The 15,716-nt window shown below is 62.4% G+C and carries 12 protein-coding genes and 1 pseudogene; 5 read left to right on the forward strand and 8 right to left on the reverse strand.

Annotation, left to right across the window (positions count from 1 at the left end; translation table 11 throughout):
* Positions 1-129: 129 nt before the first annotated feature.
* The 8 genes and pseudogenes from CKW07_RS25970 to gap form a co-directional block, all read right to left on the reverse strand.
* A pseudogene (locus CKW07_RS25970) lies at positions 130-1,428 on the reverse strand (chemotaxis protein); the annotation flags it as partial.
* Between the two features lie 159 nt (positions 1,429-1,587).
* Positions 1,588-1,983, reverse strand: coding sequence for a YbaN family protein (locus CKW07_RS13065; RefSeq protein WP_095145273.1), 396 nt, complete (start codon positions 1,981-1,983; stop codon positions 1,588-1,590).
* A 252-nt stretch (positions 1,984-2,235) separates the two neighbouring features.
* On the reverse strand, positions 2,236-2,844 hold the full coding sequence (locus tag CKW07_RS13070; protein ID WP_095145274.1) for a biliverdin-producing heme oxygenase: 609 nt from the start codon (positions 2,842-2,844) through the stop codon (positions 2,236-2,238).
* A 122-nt stretch (positions 2,845-2,966) separates the two neighbouring features.
* The gene (locus CKW07_RS13075) at positions 2,967-5,555 is read right to left on the reverse strand and encodes a TonB-dependent receptor (RefSeq protein ID WP_095145275.1); all 2,589 of its coding nucleotides are present in this window, start codon (positions 5,553-5,555) and stop codon (positions 2,967-2,969) included.
* Between the two features lie 135 nt (positions 5,556-5,690).
* Complete coding sequence (locus tag CKW07_RS13080) at positions 5,691-6,662, reverse strand: FecR domain-containing protein (RefSeq protein WP_095145276.1); 972 nt, start codon at positions 6,660-6,662, stop codon at positions 5,691-5,693.
* A 119-nt stretch (positions 6,663-6,781) separates the two neighbouring features.
* Positions 6,782-7,300: an RNA polymerase sigma factor gene (locus CKW07_RS13085; RefSeq protein ID WP_095145277.1), complete on the reverse strand. Its 519-nt coding sequence runs from the start codon at positions 7,298-7,300 to the stop codon at positions 6,782-6,784.
* A 75-nt stretch (positions 7,301-7,375) separates the two neighbouring features.
* Positions 7,376-7,840, reverse strand: coding sequence for a methylglyoxal synthase (locus CKW07_RS13090; protein WP_095145278.1), 465 nt, complete (start codon positions 7,838-7,840; stop codon positions 7,376-7,378).
* A 23-nt stretch (positions 7,841-7,863) separates the two neighbouring features.
* Positions 7,864-8,865: a type I glyceraldehyde-3-phosphate dehydrogenase gene (gap, locus tag CKW07_RS13095; RefSeq protein WP_095145279.1), complete on the reverse strand. Its 1,002-nt coding sequence runs from the start codon at positions 8,863-8,865 to the stop codon at positions 7,864-7,866.
* Positions 8,866-9,087: 222 nt separating this feature from the next.
* Between gap and edd the strand changes: the two genes are divergently transcribed.
* The 5 genes from edd to CKW07_RS13120 all read left to right on the forward strand — a co-directional run bounded on the left by edd (position 9,088) and on the right by CKW07_RS13120 (position 15,607).
* Positions 9,088-10,914: a phosphogluconate dehydratase gene (gene edd, locus CKW07_RS13100; protein WP_095078516.1), complete on the forward strand. Its 1,827-nt coding sequence runs from the start codon at positions 9,088-9,090 to the stop codon at positions 10,912-10,914.
* Positions 10,911-11,864, forward strand: a complete 954-nt coding sequence (locus CKW07_RS13105) for a glucokinase (protein WP_095145280.1) — start codon at positions 10,911-10,913, stop codon at positions 11,862-11,864. Before edd ends, CKW07_RS13105 begins: the two co-directional genes overlap by 4 nt.
* A gap of 59 nt (positions 11,865-11,923) precedes the next feature.
* Positions 11,924-12,655, forward strand: coding sequence for a response regulator (locus CKW07_RS13110; protein ID WP_095078514.1), 732 nt, complete (start codon positions 11,924-11,926; stop codon positions 12,653-12,655).
* Between the two features lie 31 nt (positions 12,656-12,686).
* Positions 12,687-14,114, forward strand: a complete 1,428-nt coding sequence (locus tag CKW07_RS13115; protein WP_176465315.1) for an ATP-binding protein — start codon at positions 12,687-12,689, stop codon at positions 14,112-14,114.
* A gap of 233 nt (positions 14,115-14,347) precedes the next feature.
* Positions 14,348-15,607, forward strand: coding sequence for an AGE family epimerase/isomerase (locus tag CKW07_RS13120; RefSeq protein WP_095145282.1), 1,260 nt, complete (start codon positions 14,348-14,350; stop codon positions 15,605-15,607).
* Positions 15,608-15,716: the final 109 nt, after the last annotated feature.

Raw genomic sequence — 15,716 nt, forward strand, 5'->3', positions numbered from 1 at the left:
GATTTCCGAAGACTGGTCGGCGGTGCCACGGGCGTCGGTGATGCTTTGCTTGATCTGCGCGATGGTGGGTTGCAGCTTGTCGAGGAAACGGTTGAACCAGCTCACCAGTTCGCCCAGTTCGTCTTGCTTGCTGTAGTTCAGGCGTTGGGTCAGGTCACCGTCGCCGCTGGCAATGGCCTTGAGCATGGTCGCGACGCTGTTGATCGGCCGGGTCACGCCGGAGGCGGTCAGCCAGATCAGCAACAGGCCGAGCACCCCGGCACCAATGGCCACGGCCAGGGTTTTGAAGGTGCCGCTGTTTTGGGCGTCGTCGAGCACGGCTTGCAGTTTGACCGAGTCGGCTAGCAGCACCTGCCGTGGCAGGTCGATCACCACGCCCCAGGCCTTGGTGTCGGCAATCGGGCTGACCGGGAACACCGCGCGAATCAGCTCGCCCTGCCTGAGGATGTTCGGGCTACCGGCCGCGAGCTGTTGCAGCACCGCCTTGCCGTCGCTGCCGAGGGTATCGCTGATGCTTTTACCGACGTGTTTGGCGTCGGTGCTGTAGGCGGCCAGTACCCCGCTGCCGGACACGATCAGCATGTGCCCGGCACCGTTGAACAGTGCGTGCTGGGCGTTGACGGCAGCCGCTTGCAACGCGTCGAGGGCGATGTCGATACCGATCACGCCGATGGCTTTGCCATCGACCAGCAGCGGTATGGAAATGGTGGTCATCAACATTTCCTTGCCGTTGACGGTGTCGGCGTAAGGGTCCAGCAGGCAGGTGCGTTTGCTGTCGCGTGGGCAGGTGTACCAACTGTTGTAGGGCGTGCCACTGAGGTTCAGGGTGGTTTTGGTCATGTCGTCTTCGACCATGACCGTGTTGATCCCCTGACCTGCGGCGCGGCTCCAGTAGCTGGCAAAGCGTCCGGCCTCGTTGGACACCCGGGCGGCGTCGTTGGCGAACTCGCTGTCCTTGCCGTCCAGGGCGTTGGGTTCGTAGGCCAGCCAGATACCCAGCACCCCAGTGTTGCGTTCGAAGGCGGTTTTCAGGCTCTGGTTCAACGCCTCACGCAGGGCCCCGGCGTCGAGCGAGCGGTGAGCGGCCATGGCGCGCAGGTCCGCCACTTGATCGGCGAGGGCGGTCACCACCAACAGGCTTTCGCCGAACGTCTTCTGTACCCGTACCGCTTGCTCTGCGGCCCTGGCCTGCAGCAGGTTCTCGACACTGGCGGTCAGCATGCGTGTGCTGGAGGTGCTGACAAGCTCATCGTTCTGATTGGTCTGGTAGATGTTCATACCGACAATCAGCCCGACCACACCCAGCAGGCACAGTCCGGACAACAGCACGATTTTAAGGCGGATGGAAAGAGAGTCGAACATGGGGCGATCTCGCGAATGGATGACTGGTTGGCATCGGGTCGGTGTCGACCTCTTCGCCAAATCCATTCAGCGCCATGTTTGTCACATCGGCTTACTGTTAGCGGGCATGAATTGAAACCGATGAACGGTCATGTGTTTGTCATGAATAGCGGATGTTTTGGCAGGATCAGTGGCTTATCGAGCTGTTTTTAGCGCGTTTTCGTTGAGAAAAATTAACGCGTGATCTCAGGTCGTGGGTGCCAGGGACTCCGGCCGGGACCAGATCCACAGATTGCCCAGGCTCATGCCGGCGATGGCCAGGTAGACCGGCCAGCCATGGTCGAGCATCACCAGCATCAGCCCGGCGCACAGCAACATGCTGACGGTGGCGCTGACTTTGGCCCGGCGGGCGATGATTTTGCCGTTGCGCCAGTTGCTCAGGATCGGTCCGAACAGGCGATGGTTTTCCAGCCACGCACTCAAGCGTGGTGAGCTTTTGGTCGCCGCCCAGGCGGCCAGCAGGATGAACTCGGTGGTGGGCAGGCCGGGGATGACGATGGCCAGCAGACCGATGCCCAGGCTGACGTAGGCCAGCAGGCCGAAGAGGATGCGGGCGAGTTTGGAGGTGGCGAGGTGAGACATGGGACTCATGGTGACGAGTGGGGCGTTCGGTCGGCAAGGGCCGGTTCGGTTGTGCGCGGGGCACCTGTCCCGGTGGGAGCGGGCAAGCCCCAATGCCGGTCAGTTAGGCGAACGCCGACCTTTGTAGGAGCGAGCATGCTCGCGATGAACTCAAGAACAACGCGTTCAATCAGAAAGCACGCGTTATCGTTAACGTCCATCGCGAGCACGCTCGCTCCTACCGGCATTGGGGCAAGCCCGTTCCCTCATGAGTCAGGCCAATTCAGGTGCGGTGGCGTACGCCTGTTCCAGCAGCACGGTGAAACGGTTGAACGCGTCAATCGCGCCTTTCTCTACCGCCGCTTCTTCTTCGGCGCTGAACGCCAGGCCGTCGAGGGTCTTGACGAAGCTCTTCCAGCCTTCGGCGCGACCACCGGCCGGCTCGCCCAGGTGACGGGCACCGAAGGTTTCGCTCAGGCCCAGGCCAACTGCACGCTTGATCAGGAATGCCGCACCGAGTTTCGAACCTTCGGAAACGAAGACCCAGCCCAGGGCCTCGGCCTTGCCCGGGTTTTTCACGGCGCCGGCCACTGGCGCTGGAACCTCGGTTTCCAGGTCGGCCAGGTCAGCCTTGGCCGCCTCGGCGCGGCAGCGTTGCGGCAGGTCGGGCACGATGGCGGTCAGATCCGCATCGTTGTACAGCGACACCAGTTCCGACTGGAACAGGTACTGGGCCACGACGAAACGAGCAAAGTTGGCCTGGGTTTCAAAGGGCGCATGGGCTTTGACCAGGGCATCGAGTTTGGCGTGCGGCTCGTGGGTGATCTGGTTCAGGCGTTGTGAGCGCAGGCTCGCGCATTGGGTGGTGTCGACAGCAGTCATGTAGAAGTCCTTGAGAATGAGATGCGCTTGGTAACTAGACGAACCAGTGAGCGCTGCACAGTAAAAATCCTCACTGCGCCTTGTATAGAAAACGCAGTGAGTGACCTTTCACGGTGTGGTGATCAGATATCCCAGATCAGGTTGATCGCGAAGTTGCGGCCTGGCTCGGTCAGGCGGTCCAGGTTGGCCGGGCTGAGCATGGCGGCCTCACCCACGCTGTCGTAGCCGCGTACGTTGTCCCACTGCCAGTACTTCTTGTCGGCCAGGTTGTACACGCCCGCACTGACTGTCACGTCGTCGGTGACCTTGTAGAAACCGGCCAGGTCGAGCACACCGTAGCCGGGGGTCTTGAACTGGCTGCTGACGCCGTCCGGCGACTTGAAGCTGCTGTCGTCGACCAGGTTTTTCTTCTGCACCAGGGTCCAATTGAGCAAGGCGCCGTAGCTGTCCTGCTCATAACCCAGGCCGAACACGCCGGTCATCGGGTTGATGGAGTTCAGTGGCTCGCCGGTGTCGTCGTTGCGCCCGTGGGCATAGGCAATCGAGCCTTGGGTGTAGAGGCCCTGGGGTGCGCCGAAGACGTCCAGGTTCAGGCGGCCCTTGAGTTCCACACCCTTGATGGTCGCATGCTTGATGTTGTTGCTCTGGAAGGTCAGCTCGTTGTAGCCGGGGGAGACGGCGTCTTCGTTGATGAAGTCGCGGTACTTGTTATAGAACACCGCCACATCGAAGTTGCCCGCCTCGAAGTTGCCGCGCAGGCCGGTCTCGTAGCTCTGGCTTTTTTCCGGTTCCAGGTCCGGGTTCGGCGCGATGTTGTAGCCGATGGTGCTGTTCTCGAAGCGACCGTACAGCGCCTTGGCCGTTGGGGTGCGGAAGCCTTCGGCGTACTGGCCGTACCAGGTGTAGTTGTCGGTCAGGGCGTAGGTCAGGCCGAACTTGGGCGAGACGCGGTTCCAGGTCTTGTTCTCGTCGCTGACCGTGCCACGTCCGTCGGGGGACACGGTGTTGAGGAACTCTTGGGTGACGTGCGGCTTGAGTTCGGTGTAGTCGTAGCGCAGGCCCGGCAGGAAGGTCCAGTTGTTCCAGCTGATCTGGTCCTGGGCGAACAGGCTGTAGGTGTTGATGGTCGGGTCCGGGAAGTCGCTGGACTTTTTCAGGACATCGGCGGGGCTGATGGCACCGATGGCGCTGCAGCCACCTCCTACCGCCAGGCAGTAGCCGCTACCGCTGCGCGAGCCGGTGACTTTCTCCTGCTTGAGGGTGGTGCCGTAGGTCAGTACATGACCGGTTTCGCCAAGGGCAAACGCCTTGTCCAGTTGCGCATCGAATACCCATTGTTTTTCTTCATACAGGGTTTCGCGGGTCCGCATCACGTGGCGGATGATCGGAAAGTAGTTTTCCAGGGTGCTCTGGTCGGTCTTGGCGATCTGATAGTTCAGCGTCCATTTGACGTTGTCGGCCAGCAGGGAATCGAGGGCGAAGGTGTTTTCCAGGCCATAGCGTTCGCGGGTAATGGTGTCGTTTCCGGTGCGCGAGCGGTACATGCCCATTGGCTGGCCGTTGTTGAACGGTCCGCCGATGGCGCTTTGCTGGTCGGTGTCGCGGTCGTCCTTGTACTTCTCGTACGTCAGGCCCAGGCGTGCATCGTCGGCGTAGTTCCAGCCGGCCTTGGCCAGCACGTTGGTGGTGCGCACGTCTTCCGGGTTGGCGGCGGTACGGTCCAGGCCGGTGCCGTTGTAGTGGTCGTAGGACTCGGTTTCATGACCGTCGCGCTGGCTGAAGTGCAGCAAGCCGTCGAACTGCTCGGCGCGACCTGCGACGGTGGCGGATTTCAACCAGCTATCATCGGCGGAGCTGTAGCCGGTTTTCAGGCGGGCACCGGTGTCCTGGCCAGGCTTGATGATGTCGTCCGGGTCGAGGGTGAAGTAGCTCACCGCACCGCCGATGGCGTTGCTGCCGTACAACACCGAGGCCGGGCCGCGCAGGATTTCCACGCGCTTGACGATTTCCGGGTCCACGTAATTGCGCTGGGTCTTGGCATAGGGGCCGTTGAAGAAACCGTTGGGAATCTCGACACCGTCGACCTGGGTCAGGATCCGGTCGCCGTCGATACCCCGGATGTTGTAGCCGCTGATGCCGCCCCGGGTGCCGGTGCCGCCGACCGAAACACCCGGTTCGTAGCGCACCAGATCCTTGATGGTATTGACGTTGTTGCGGTCCAGTTCTTCGCGGGTGTGCACGGTGACAGTGGCCGGCACGCTGTCGACACTCTGCTCCTGGCGCGTGGCGCTGATGGTCATCTGTTGCAGGGCAACGGTGCCACCGAGGTTGCGCTTCTCCAGCACGATGTTGTTACTGCCCAGCTTGCGATAGCTCAGGTTGGTCCCCGCCAACAGGCGATCCAGGGCTTTTTCCGGTGTCAGTGCGCCCTGAACCCCCTGCGAGGCAACACCTTCGGCCAGCTCAGCCGACAAGCCGACCTGCCAGCCCGTGACGGTGGTGAAGGCGTTGAGGGCCGACACCAGTGGCTGCTGGGCAATGGCGAAGGTGTAGTCGCCCATGTTGCGGCTGGGCTGTTGGGTCGCAGTGGCGGCCATGACAGGCGCCGCTTGCGCCCCGGCCAGCAGGATAGCCGCGGTCAGCAGGGACAGCGTGCAGTGCTGCACGCGAGCGGAAGGTGACGAGGATCGGTGGGTGAGGCGAGGGGACATCGAGAGCGCTCCGTGTCGCACGAATCGTATAGGTGCAGATCGGCATCAATGATGCGAATCAATTGCATTGGCTAAGACGAGACGTACAGGGCTGCGCTATCGAGTAAAAATAATTCTCATTCAGTACGTGGCGGGTTAATTCAGGATCACCAGCGCCGGAAACTCCTGGAGCCTGGCCGAGGTGATGTGGGCCAGCGAGCGGACCACGTCCAGCGGTTGGTCCAGCCGGTAATTGCCGGTCACCGCGACGTTGGCCAGTTGTTCGTTGGTGTTGATGATCCAGCCCGGGTAGTAGCGACGCAGTTCGGCCAGCACCTGGTTCAACGGGCAGTTTTCAAACACCAGTCGCCCCTGGACCCAGGCCAGGTCGGTCGCCGGGTCGAGCCTGGCCGGCTGGTCGAAGCCATTGGGGCCGATCCGGATGCTTTCGCCCGCGCTCAGGCGGACACGGGCGTCGCTGTGGGCACTGCGCAAGTCGACATCGCCGCGTTGCACGCGGACCTGGGCGATACCGTCCAGGTAACGCACGGCAAACGTCGTGTCGCGCACGCTGGCGGTGACAGGCCCTGCATCGATCTCCAGCGGCAGGCCGGGATTGGCGGCGACCTCGAAGTAGGCTTCGCCCTGATACAGGCGGGCAACACGTCGCTGATCGTCGATGGTGCTGGAGAACGCCGAGTTGGTGTTGAGCAGTACTTTTGAACCGTCCTCGAGCTGCAAGCGCTGACGCTCGCCGATCACGGTCAGGTGATCGGCCTGCAGGCGCATCGGCAGGTTGCTGAAGCTGAACAAGCCGAGGATCAGCACCGCCGCCGTGGCCAGCGGTTTCCAGTGCGGGCGCAGGCGCCCGAGCACGCTGACTTTGTGCTTGGCGGTATTGAGGGTCTGGGCGCACTGCGCGACCTGCGGGCCTTCCCAGATGGCCTGGGCCCTGGCGAACGCCTCGGCGTTGCACGGGGCGGCGGCGAGCCACGCCTGGAACTCGCGGGTTTGCGCTTCGCTCGGACTGTCCAGCACGATCAGCCAGTCCAGCGCCTGATCCATCGCGCGGGTACTGGCAGCGTCCCGCGCCGAGGCTGGCGGGTGGGAGGGCGGGGTGTCCGTCACGGGTGTTCCTCGACCGCGTCTGCGCACGGCTGGTTTTTAATTGGGGTGATGCAAGCGTCGGCCAAGGGTAACAAAGCCTGCGTCCTGACGCAGTCGTGCAAAACCATTGTCCGACAGAATCAATGGCGGTTATGGCGATCAGCCACGCCGACACAGATTGCCATGATCAGCTTCAGGTCTTTTTGCACGGTGCTCAGAGAGACGCCAAGCTTCTCGGCAATTTCCAGATAGCTGTGGCCGTGCAAGCGGCTGAGGATGAAAATCTGCTGCTGGCGCGGGGTCAACTGGTTAAGGCTGACGTTCAGGCGTTCGAGCATCTGTTCGGCATGGGCGGCATCCTCGGCACTGCTTAGTGGTGCGGCGACGTTTTGCACGACCTCCAGCGGAACGTCTTCAATCATGGTTCGCGATTGGATGCGGCGTGCGCGCAAATGGTCCAGCGCCAGGTTGCGGGCGGTTTGAAACACGAACGGTTCCAGGTGTTCGATGGCCCGCTCACTCAGTGCCCGGGTCACGCGCAGGTAGGTTTCCTGCAAGAGGTCCTCGGCGGTGCTGTGGTTGTTGACCATCCGCTCCAGGGTGCGCAGCAGCGAGACGCGCTGAGCGAGGAAGACATGATTGAAGCGCGACTGACTCACAGTAGGACCTGATCCATTTCAAGCGAATGATAATGCTTATCATCTGTATAAAAGGTCAAGCTCTACTTTGAGCAATTATCTGCGCCCCTGCAGGTACGCCGGGTAATCGGGAATCCGGTACTCGTGCGGCTGATCCATCAAGGGGCTGCTGAGCAGGTAGTCGGCGCTGCATTCATTGCAGGCCACCGGAATGTTCCACACCGCCGCCACGCGCAACAGCGCCTTGATGTCCGGATCGTGAGGTTGTGGCTCGAACGGGTCCCAGAAGAACACCAGCATGTCCACCCGCTGCTCGGCGATTCGCGCACCGAGCTGTTGATCGCCGCCCAGCGGGCCGCTGATCATGCTTTCAACCGGCAGGTCCAGGCGTTTGCTCAACAACAGGCCGGTAGTGCCGGTGGCGACCAGTTCATGTTGCGCGAGCTTGTGCTTCTGGCGTTCGACCCAGTCGAGCAAGAACACCTTGCAGTGGTCATGGGCGACCAGGGCGATGCGTTTGCGCGCCGCCATGGTGGTGTGGGTAAAACTGATACCAATCATTGGCGGCTCCACGGCAACGGGGTTCATTCGGCGTTGCACAGCGCCAGGCAGTTATCGAGCATGCGGTTGGAGAAGCCCCATTCGTTGTCGTACCAGGCCAGGACCTTGAGCAGCCGGCCACTGCACTTGGTGTGGTTAGCGTCGAAAATCGATGACAGCGGGTTGTGGTTGAAATCGCTGGAGACCAGCGGCAGGGTGTTGTAGCCGAGGACTTTGGAGTGCTGGCTGGCTTCCCTGAGCAGTTCGTTGACCTCATGGGCCGTGACGTCGTGCTTGAGCTGCACGGTCAGGTCCACCAGTGACACGTTGATCACCGGTACGCGCACGGCCATGCCGGTCAGCTTGCCCGCCAGTTCCGGCAGCACCAGGCCCACCGCTTCAGCGGCACCGGTCTTGCTCGGGATCATGTTCTGGGTGGCGGAGCGGGCGCGGTACGGGTCGCTGTGATAGACGTCCGTCAGGTTCTGGTCGTTGGTGTAGGCGTGGATGGTGGTCATCAGGCCGCTCTCGATGCCCAGCTCGCGATGCAGCACCTGGGCCACCGGGGCCAGGCAGTTGGTGGTGCACGATGCATTGGAGATGATCTGGTGCGACTGGCGCAGAATGTCGTGGTTGACCCCGTACACTACCGTGGCATCGGCGCCCTTGGCCGGTGCCGAGATAATCACTTTGCGCGCACCGGCGGTAAGATGCGCGGCCGCTTTGGCACGGTCGGTGAACAGGCCGGTGCATTCGAATACCACGTCGACTCTCTCCGCGGCCCAGGGCAAATCGGCGGGGTTGCGAATGGCGCTGACGGCGATCCGGTCGCCATTGACGGTCAGGCTTTCAAGGTCATGCTGCACATCGGCATCGAAGGTGCCGTGTACGGTGTCGTACTTGAGCAAGTGGGCGTTCATTGCACTGTCGCCCAGATCGTTGATGGCAACGATCTGCAAATCCTGGCGATAACCTTGGGAATACAGGGCGCGCAGGACATTGCGGCCGATACGGCCAAAACCATTGATTGCGATTCGAAGAGTCATTTTTAACTGCGCCGCCGTCGTTTTGTTATTGGAATTACAAGATTATTCGCAAAAAAATAGAAAACAAGCCTTTTTAGTGGCAATATTTTGTCTTATCTACAACGAGCGACCTGAATCAACTGGTCCGAGTGGTCAAGAAAACCGTTTGTCATCCCAATCACAACGGCCTTTGATCAGCATAGACAATCAGGTCGCCACATCCGTTAGCCTGGAGTTCTACACATGCATCCCCGCGTCCTTGAGGTCACCGAACGGCTTATCGCCCGCAGCCGCGCCACGCGTGAGGCATACCTTGCACTGATTCGCGGTGCGGCGAGCGACGGTCCCGTGCGCGGCAAGCTGCAGTGCGCCAACTTCGCCCATGGCGTGGCCGGTTGCGGCAGCGAAGACAAGAACAGCCTGCGGATGATGAACGCCGCCAACATTGCGATTGTTTCGTCGTATAACGACATGCTCTCGGCGCATCAGCCTTACGAAGTCTTTCCTGAGCTGATCAAGAAAGCCCTGCGCGAGATCGGCTCGGTCGGCCAGTTCGCCGGCGGCACACCGGCCATGTGCGATGGCGTGACCCAGGGCGAGCCGGGCATGGAGTTGAGCCTGCCGAGCCGCGAAGTGATCGCGCTGTCCACCGCCGTGGCGCTGTCCCACAACATGTTCGATGGTGCGCTGATGCTCGGTATCTGCGACAAAATCGTGCCCGGCCTGATGATGGGCGCGTTGCGCTTCGGTCATCTGCCGACGATCTTCGTCCCGGGCGGGCCGATGGTTTCAGGGATCTCCAACAAGCAGAAAGCCGACGTTCGCCAGCGCTACGCCGAAGGCAAGGCCAGCCGCGAAGAGCTGTTGGAATCGGAAATGAAGTCCTACCACAGCCCAGGCACGTGCACCTTCTACGGCACGGCCAACACCAACCAGCTGTTGATGGAGGTGATGGGCCTGCACTTGCCGGGTTCCTCCTTCGTCAATCCGAACACCCCGTTGCGCGATGCCCTGACCCGTGAGGCGGCGCACCAGGTGACTCGCCTGACCAAGCAGAACGGCAACTTCATGCCGATCGGCGAAATTGTCGACGAGCGCGCGCTGGTCAACTCCATCGTGGCCCTGCACGCCACGGGCGGCTCGACCAACCACACGCTGCACATGCCGGCCATCGCCATGGCCGCGGGCATTCAACTGACCTGGCAGGACATGGCCGACCTCTCCGAGGTGGTGCCGACCCTGAGCCACGTTTACCCGAACGGCAAAGCCGACATCAACCACTTCCAGGCCGCCGGCGGCATGTCGTTCCTGATCCGCGAGTTGCTGGAAGCCGGGCTGCTGCACGAAAACGTCAACACCGTGCTGGGTCACGGCCTGAGCCGCTACACCCAGGAGCCGTTCCTCGACAACGGTGAGCTGGTGTGGCGCGAAGGCGTGACCGAAAGCCTCGATGAAACCATCCTGCGCCCCGTTGCCCGTGCGTTCTCCGCCGAAGGTGGCCTGCGCGTGATGGAAGGCAACCTCGGTCGCGGTGTGATGAAGGTCTCGGCGGTGGCCCTGGAAAACCAGATCGTCGAAGCGCCGGCCATGGTGTTTCAGGATCAACAGGACCTGGCCGACGCGTTCAAGGCCGGTCTGCTGGAGAAGGATTTCGTCGCAGTGATGCGCTTCCAGGGCCCGCGTTCCAACGGTATGCCGGAGCTGCACAAGATGACCCCATTCCTCGGTGTGCTGCAGGATCGGGGCTTCAAGGTCGCGTTGGTGACGGACGGGCGCATGTCCGGCGCCTCGGGGAAAATCCCGGCGGCCATTCACGTCAGCCCCGAGGCCTATGTGGGCGGCGCTTTGGCGCGGGTGCAAGAGGGCGATATCATCCGCGTCGACGGCGTCAAAGGCACCCTGGAGCTGAAGGTGGACGCCGACGAATTCGCCGCGCGCGAGCCGGCCAAGTGCCTGTTGGCGGACAACGTCGGCAGCGGTCGCGAACTGTTTGGTTTCATGCGCATGGCCTTCAGCTCGGCAGAGCAGGGCGCCAGCGCCTTTACCTCTGCTCTGGAGAGCCTTAAGTGAAGCTAGCGCTGGTCGGTGACATCGGAGGGACCAACGCGCGGTTTGCGTTGTGGAAGAACCGGCAACTGGAATCGATCCAGGTGCTGGCCACCGCCGACTATGAGTGCCCGGAAGACGCCATTGGCGTTTACCTGGCCGGTCTGGGCCTGGCTCCGGGCGCGATTGGCTCGGTGTGCCTGTCGGTGGCCGGCCCCGTCAGTGGTGACGAGTTTCGGTTTACCAACAACCATTGGCGGCTGAGTCGCCGGGGATTTTGCCAGACCTTGCAGGTCGACCGGCTGTTGCTGGTCAATGACTTCTCGGCCATGGCCTTGGGCATGACGCGCCTGCAACCGGGTGAGTTCCGGGTGGTCTGCGAAGGCACTCCCGAGCCGTTGCGCCCGGCGGTGGTGATCGGCCCCGGCACTGGCCTGGGGGTTGGTACCTTGCTTGATCAGGGTGATGGTCGCTGGAGCGCACTGCCGGGGGAGGGCGGGCATGTCGACCTGCCATTGGGCAGTCCGCGTGAAGTCCAGCTGTGGCAGCACCTCTTCAACGAGATTGGCCATGTCAGTGCGGAAACGGCCCTCAGCGGTGGCGGCTTGCCGCGTGTCTATCGGGCGATCTGCGTGGTAGACGGGCATGCGCCAGTACTCGACACGCCCGAGGCGATCACCGCGGCCGCTCTGGCGGGTGATCCGATTGCCCTGCAAGTGCTGGAGCAATTCTGCTGCTGGCTGGGGCGCGTGGCTGGCAACAACGTGCTGACCGCCGGTGCGCGCGGCGGGGTGTACATCGTCGGTGGGGTGATTCCGCGGTTCGCCGAGGTCTTCCTCCAAAGCGGTTTCGCCCGCTGCTTCGCCGACAAAGGCTGCATGAACGATTACTTCAAGGGCATTCCAGTGTGGCTGGTGACGGCACCGTATTCCGGTTTGACGGGGGCGGGTGTGGCGCTGGAACAGGCACAGTAAAGATCGATCATTGCGTGAGGCATAATCCGCCCCATCCATAACAACAAGGACGCCACCCCGTGAGCTCAGTCAACAAGTCGATTTTGTTGGTCGATGACGATCAAGAGATACGTGAGTTGCTGGACACCTACCTCAGCCGAGCCGGGTTTCAGGTGCGCACCACGCCCGATGGCGCGGGGTTTCGCCAGGCACTGAACGAGGCACCGAGCGATCTGGTGATCCTTGATGTGATGCTGCCGGACGAAGACGGCTTCAGCCTGTGTCGCTGGGTGCGCCAACACCCGCGCCAACCCCATGTACCGATCATCATGCTCACTGCCAGTTCCGACGAAGCCGACCGGGTCATTGGCCTGGAGCTGGGGGCCGATGACTACCTGGGAAAACCCTTCAGTCCCCGTGAATTGCAGGCGCGGATCAAGGCCCTGTTGCGCCGGGCGCAGTTCGGCCAGGACCGCCCTGGCGGTGAGGTGCTGGCCTTCGATGAGTGGCGCCTGGACATGGTCAGTCACCGCCTGTTTCACACCGACGGCGAAGAGGTGATTCTCTCCGGCGCCGATTTCGCCCTGCTCAAGCTTTTTCTCGATCATCCGCAGGCAATCCTTGATCGCGACACCATCGGCAATGCCACCCGGGGTCGCGACCTGATGCCCCTGGACCGCATTGTCGACATGGCGGTCAGCCGCTTGCGCCAGCGTCTGCGCGATACCGAGAAACCGCCACGCCTGATTCGCACCGTGCGCGGCAGCGGTTATCAGCTGGCCGCCAGTGTGGTCGCCAGCAATGGTCACTGAAGCCTTCACCCGGCTGATCCGCAAGGTGCCGGTGCCGCGCTCGCTGCTTGGGCGCATGCTGTTGCTGACCTTGTTGGCGGTGTTGTTTGCCCAGGCGCTGTCGAGCGTGATCTGGGTGTCGCAATTGCGCGCCACGCAGCTGGAAGGCCTGGTGACAGCCGCCCGCAGCCTGGCCCATTCGATGACCGCCAGTGTCAGCTACTTTCGTTCGTTGCCGGTGGCCTATCGGCCGTTGGTGCTTGATCAGCTGCGCAGCATGGGCGGTACCCGGTTCGTGGTGACCCTCAACGACAAGCCGCTGGACATGCAACTGCTGCCGGCGACCCCGCGCAAGCAAGCGGTGCTGGCGGCGGTGGATGAGGTGCTGCGCAAGTCGTTGGGGGTCGATACCGATCTCTCGGTGCAATTTGTCAGCCCGGACGACCTGCGTATTTTCAACGGCGGCTTGAAGCTCGATGAGCTGCCGCGCTCCTGGGCCCATTACGCGCTGACCCTGGAGCCGGTCAACCCGCCGGTGCTGGTCACCCAGATCAAGCTGGCCGAGGGGGAATGGCTGTACATCGCCTCCCTGTTGCCAGAGCCCTATACCAGTCTTGAAGAGCAGGGCCTGCCCTCGCAGCAGGTCTGGTTCATTGTGCTCACCAGCGGCTTCTTGCTGTTGTTCATCGGCCTGTTGGTGCACTGGCAAAGCCGGCCGCTCAAGCGCCTGGCGCGGGCGGCGCGGGACATGTCGCTGGGGGCCGAGGTGGAGTCGGTGGCCGAGGGCGGCGGCAGTGAAGTGGTCGAGGTGGGGCGCGCGTTCAATGCGATGCGCGAGCGCATCAGCCGCTACCTGACCGAACGCAGCCAGTTGTTCAGTGCGATTTCCCATGACTTGCGCACGCCCATCACCCGTCTGCGCCTGCGCGTCGAACTGCTGGAAGACGAACAGCTGCAAGCCAAGTTCGGGCGTGACCTGGATGAGCTGGAACTGTTGGTCAAAGGCGCGCTGCAATGCGTCAAGGACACCGACATCCACGAGAACATCGAGCCGGTGGATCTCAATCATGTGCTCGATTGCCTGGTGGAGCCTTACCTGGCACCCAACGGCAATGGCCGCGTGACCCAACAGGGGCGGGCGCTGGCGCCGTATCCCGGCAAGCCGTTGGCGCTCAAGCGTTGCATCGGCAACCTGATCGACAACGCCCTCAAGTACGGGCAGAACGCTCACCTGCACATCGATGACGACGACAGTGCGTTTATCCTGCACGTCGATGACGAAGGGCCGGGCGTGCCTGAGCAGCGCCTGGAGCAGGTGTTCGAACCGCACTTTCGCCTGGCCGGGCAACAGCAGGGGTATGGCCTGGGATTGGGTATCGCCCGCAACATCGCCCATAGCCATGGCGGTGAAGTCAGCTTGCAGAACCTGCGTGAGGGCGGGTTGCGGGTGACCTTGCAGTTGCCGCGCTCTCTTGACTGACTGGCACCGATCCTGTGGCGAAGGAGCTTGCTCCCGTCGGCCGGTCCGCGTTCGGGCGCAACCGTTGATCGTTCCCGCGCGGGAGCGTGGGAACGATCAATCAAGCTCCCTCGCCACAAAAGCTCCGAGCATTTGTCACACGTCAGTGACACACCCAGCCCCCTTCGTTACCTGCACCTTCCTCCACGTTGTTTAGACTCCCTCACCGTCATAACAACAAAAACAGGTTCCCCATGAACACCTCCCAACCTGCGTTCAGCAGCTGGCTGAACGCACCTGCCCATCAACAATGGCTGGCCGATGAAGGCCTGCGCCTGCTCGCGTTCGCCAAGGCCTCGAAGCTGCCCGAGGGTTTCGGCAATCTGGACTCCCACGGTCAATTGCCGGCCGATGCCCAGGCCCACACCCTGACTACCGCCCGCATGACCCACTGCTTTGCCATGGCCCATATCCAGGGGCTGCCGGGGTTTGCCGAGCGGGTGGATCATGGGCTCGATGCCCTCATGGGCCCCTTGCGTGACGCCAGGTTCGGTGGCTGGTTCGCCGCGCCCGAGTACCCTGGTGGCCACACGGACAAGGCGGCGTACCTGCACGCATTCGTCGCGCTGGCGGCCAGCTCCGCGGTGGTCGCTCGGCGACCGGGCGCCGAGGCTTTACTCATGGAGGCGGTCAATGTCATCGACCAGCATTTCTGGAGCGAGGAGGAGGGCGCCCTGCGCGAATCCTTCAACCGCGACTGGAGCGTCGAGGAGTCCTATCGCGGTGCCAACAGCAACATGCACGCCACCGAAGCCTTCCTCGCCCTGGCTGATGTCACCCAGGACAATCGCTGGCTGCACCGCGCGTTGCGGATTGTCGAGCGGGTGATCCACGGTCATGCGGCGGCTGACGACTATCGGGTCGTCGAGCATTTTGACCGACAGTGGCAGCCGTTGCGCGAGTACAACCAGGCCTGTCCGGCCGATGGTTTCCGACCCTACGGCACCACGCCAGGCCATGGCTTTGAATGGTCGCGGTTGTTGTTGCACCTTGAGGCGGCGCTGGTTCTGGCGGGCATGCCGGCCCCTGGCTGGCTGGTGGTCGACGCGCAAAGACTGTTTGCCAGCAACTGTCTTCACGCCTGGCACGTCGATGGCGCGCCAGGCCTGGTCTACACCCTCGACTGGGGCAACCAGCCGGTGGTGCGCCAGCGCTTGCATTGGGTTCACTGCGAGGCCAGCGCGGCGGCCAGCGCCTTGCTCAAGCGCACGGGCGAGGCGCAGTACGAAACCTGGTACCGGTGTTTCTGGGAATACAGCGAACGCTACCTGATCGACCGAACCCATGGCAGCTGGCACCACGAACTCGACCCCTTCAATTGCCCGAGCGCCGAGATCTGGGGAGGCAAGCCGGACCTGTATCACGCCTGGCAAGCGGTGTTGATTCCACGCCTGCCGCTGGCGCCGAGCCTGGCCAGTGCATTGGCCCGGGCGTCTATCCCGGCGGCTATGTAACCATATGGTGACATTTTGCCGTCGCTTCGTTACCTGCCGGGCGCGCGACGCTGTTTAAACTCGTTTGCAGCGCAAGCACCAGACTTGCATGCATAACAACAAGAAAGGT

This window comes from Pseudomonas sp. Irchel s3b6 (assembly GCF_900187415.1).
GTDB lineage: Bacteria > Pseudomonadota > Gammaproteobacteria > Pseudomonadales > Pseudomonadaceae > Aquipseudomonas.

Bases quoted from the DNA above. Each gene is read 5' to 3' on its own strand.
- CKW07_RS13065 (WP_095145273.1), bottom strand. From the start codon at position 1,983: ATGTCTCACCTCGCCACCTCCAAACTCGCCCGCATCCTCTTCGGCCTG.
- CKW07_RS13070 (WP_095145274.1), bottom strand. From the start codon at position 2,844: ATGACTGCTGTCGACACCACCCAATGCGCGAGCCTGCGCTCACAACGC.
- CKW07_RS13075 (WP_095145275.1), bottom strand. From the start codon at position 5,555: ATGTCCCCTCGCCTCACCCACCGATCCTCGTCACCTTCCGCTCGCGTG.
- CKW07_RS13090 (WP_095145278.1), bottom strand. From the start codon at position 7,840: ATGATTGGTATCAGTTTTACCCACACCACCATGGCGGCGCGCAAACGC.
- gap (WP_095145279.1), bottom strand. From the start codon at position 8,865: ATGACTCTTCGAATCGCAATCAATGGTTTTGGCCGTATCGGCCGCAAT.
- edd (WP_095078516.1), top strand. From the start codon at position 9,088: ATGCATCCCCGCGTCCTTGAGGTCACCGAACGGCTTATCGCCCGCAGC.
- CKW07_RS13120 (WP_095145282.1), top strand. From the start codon at position 14,348: ATGAACACCTCCCAACCTGCGTTCAGCAGCTGGCTGAACGCACCTGCC.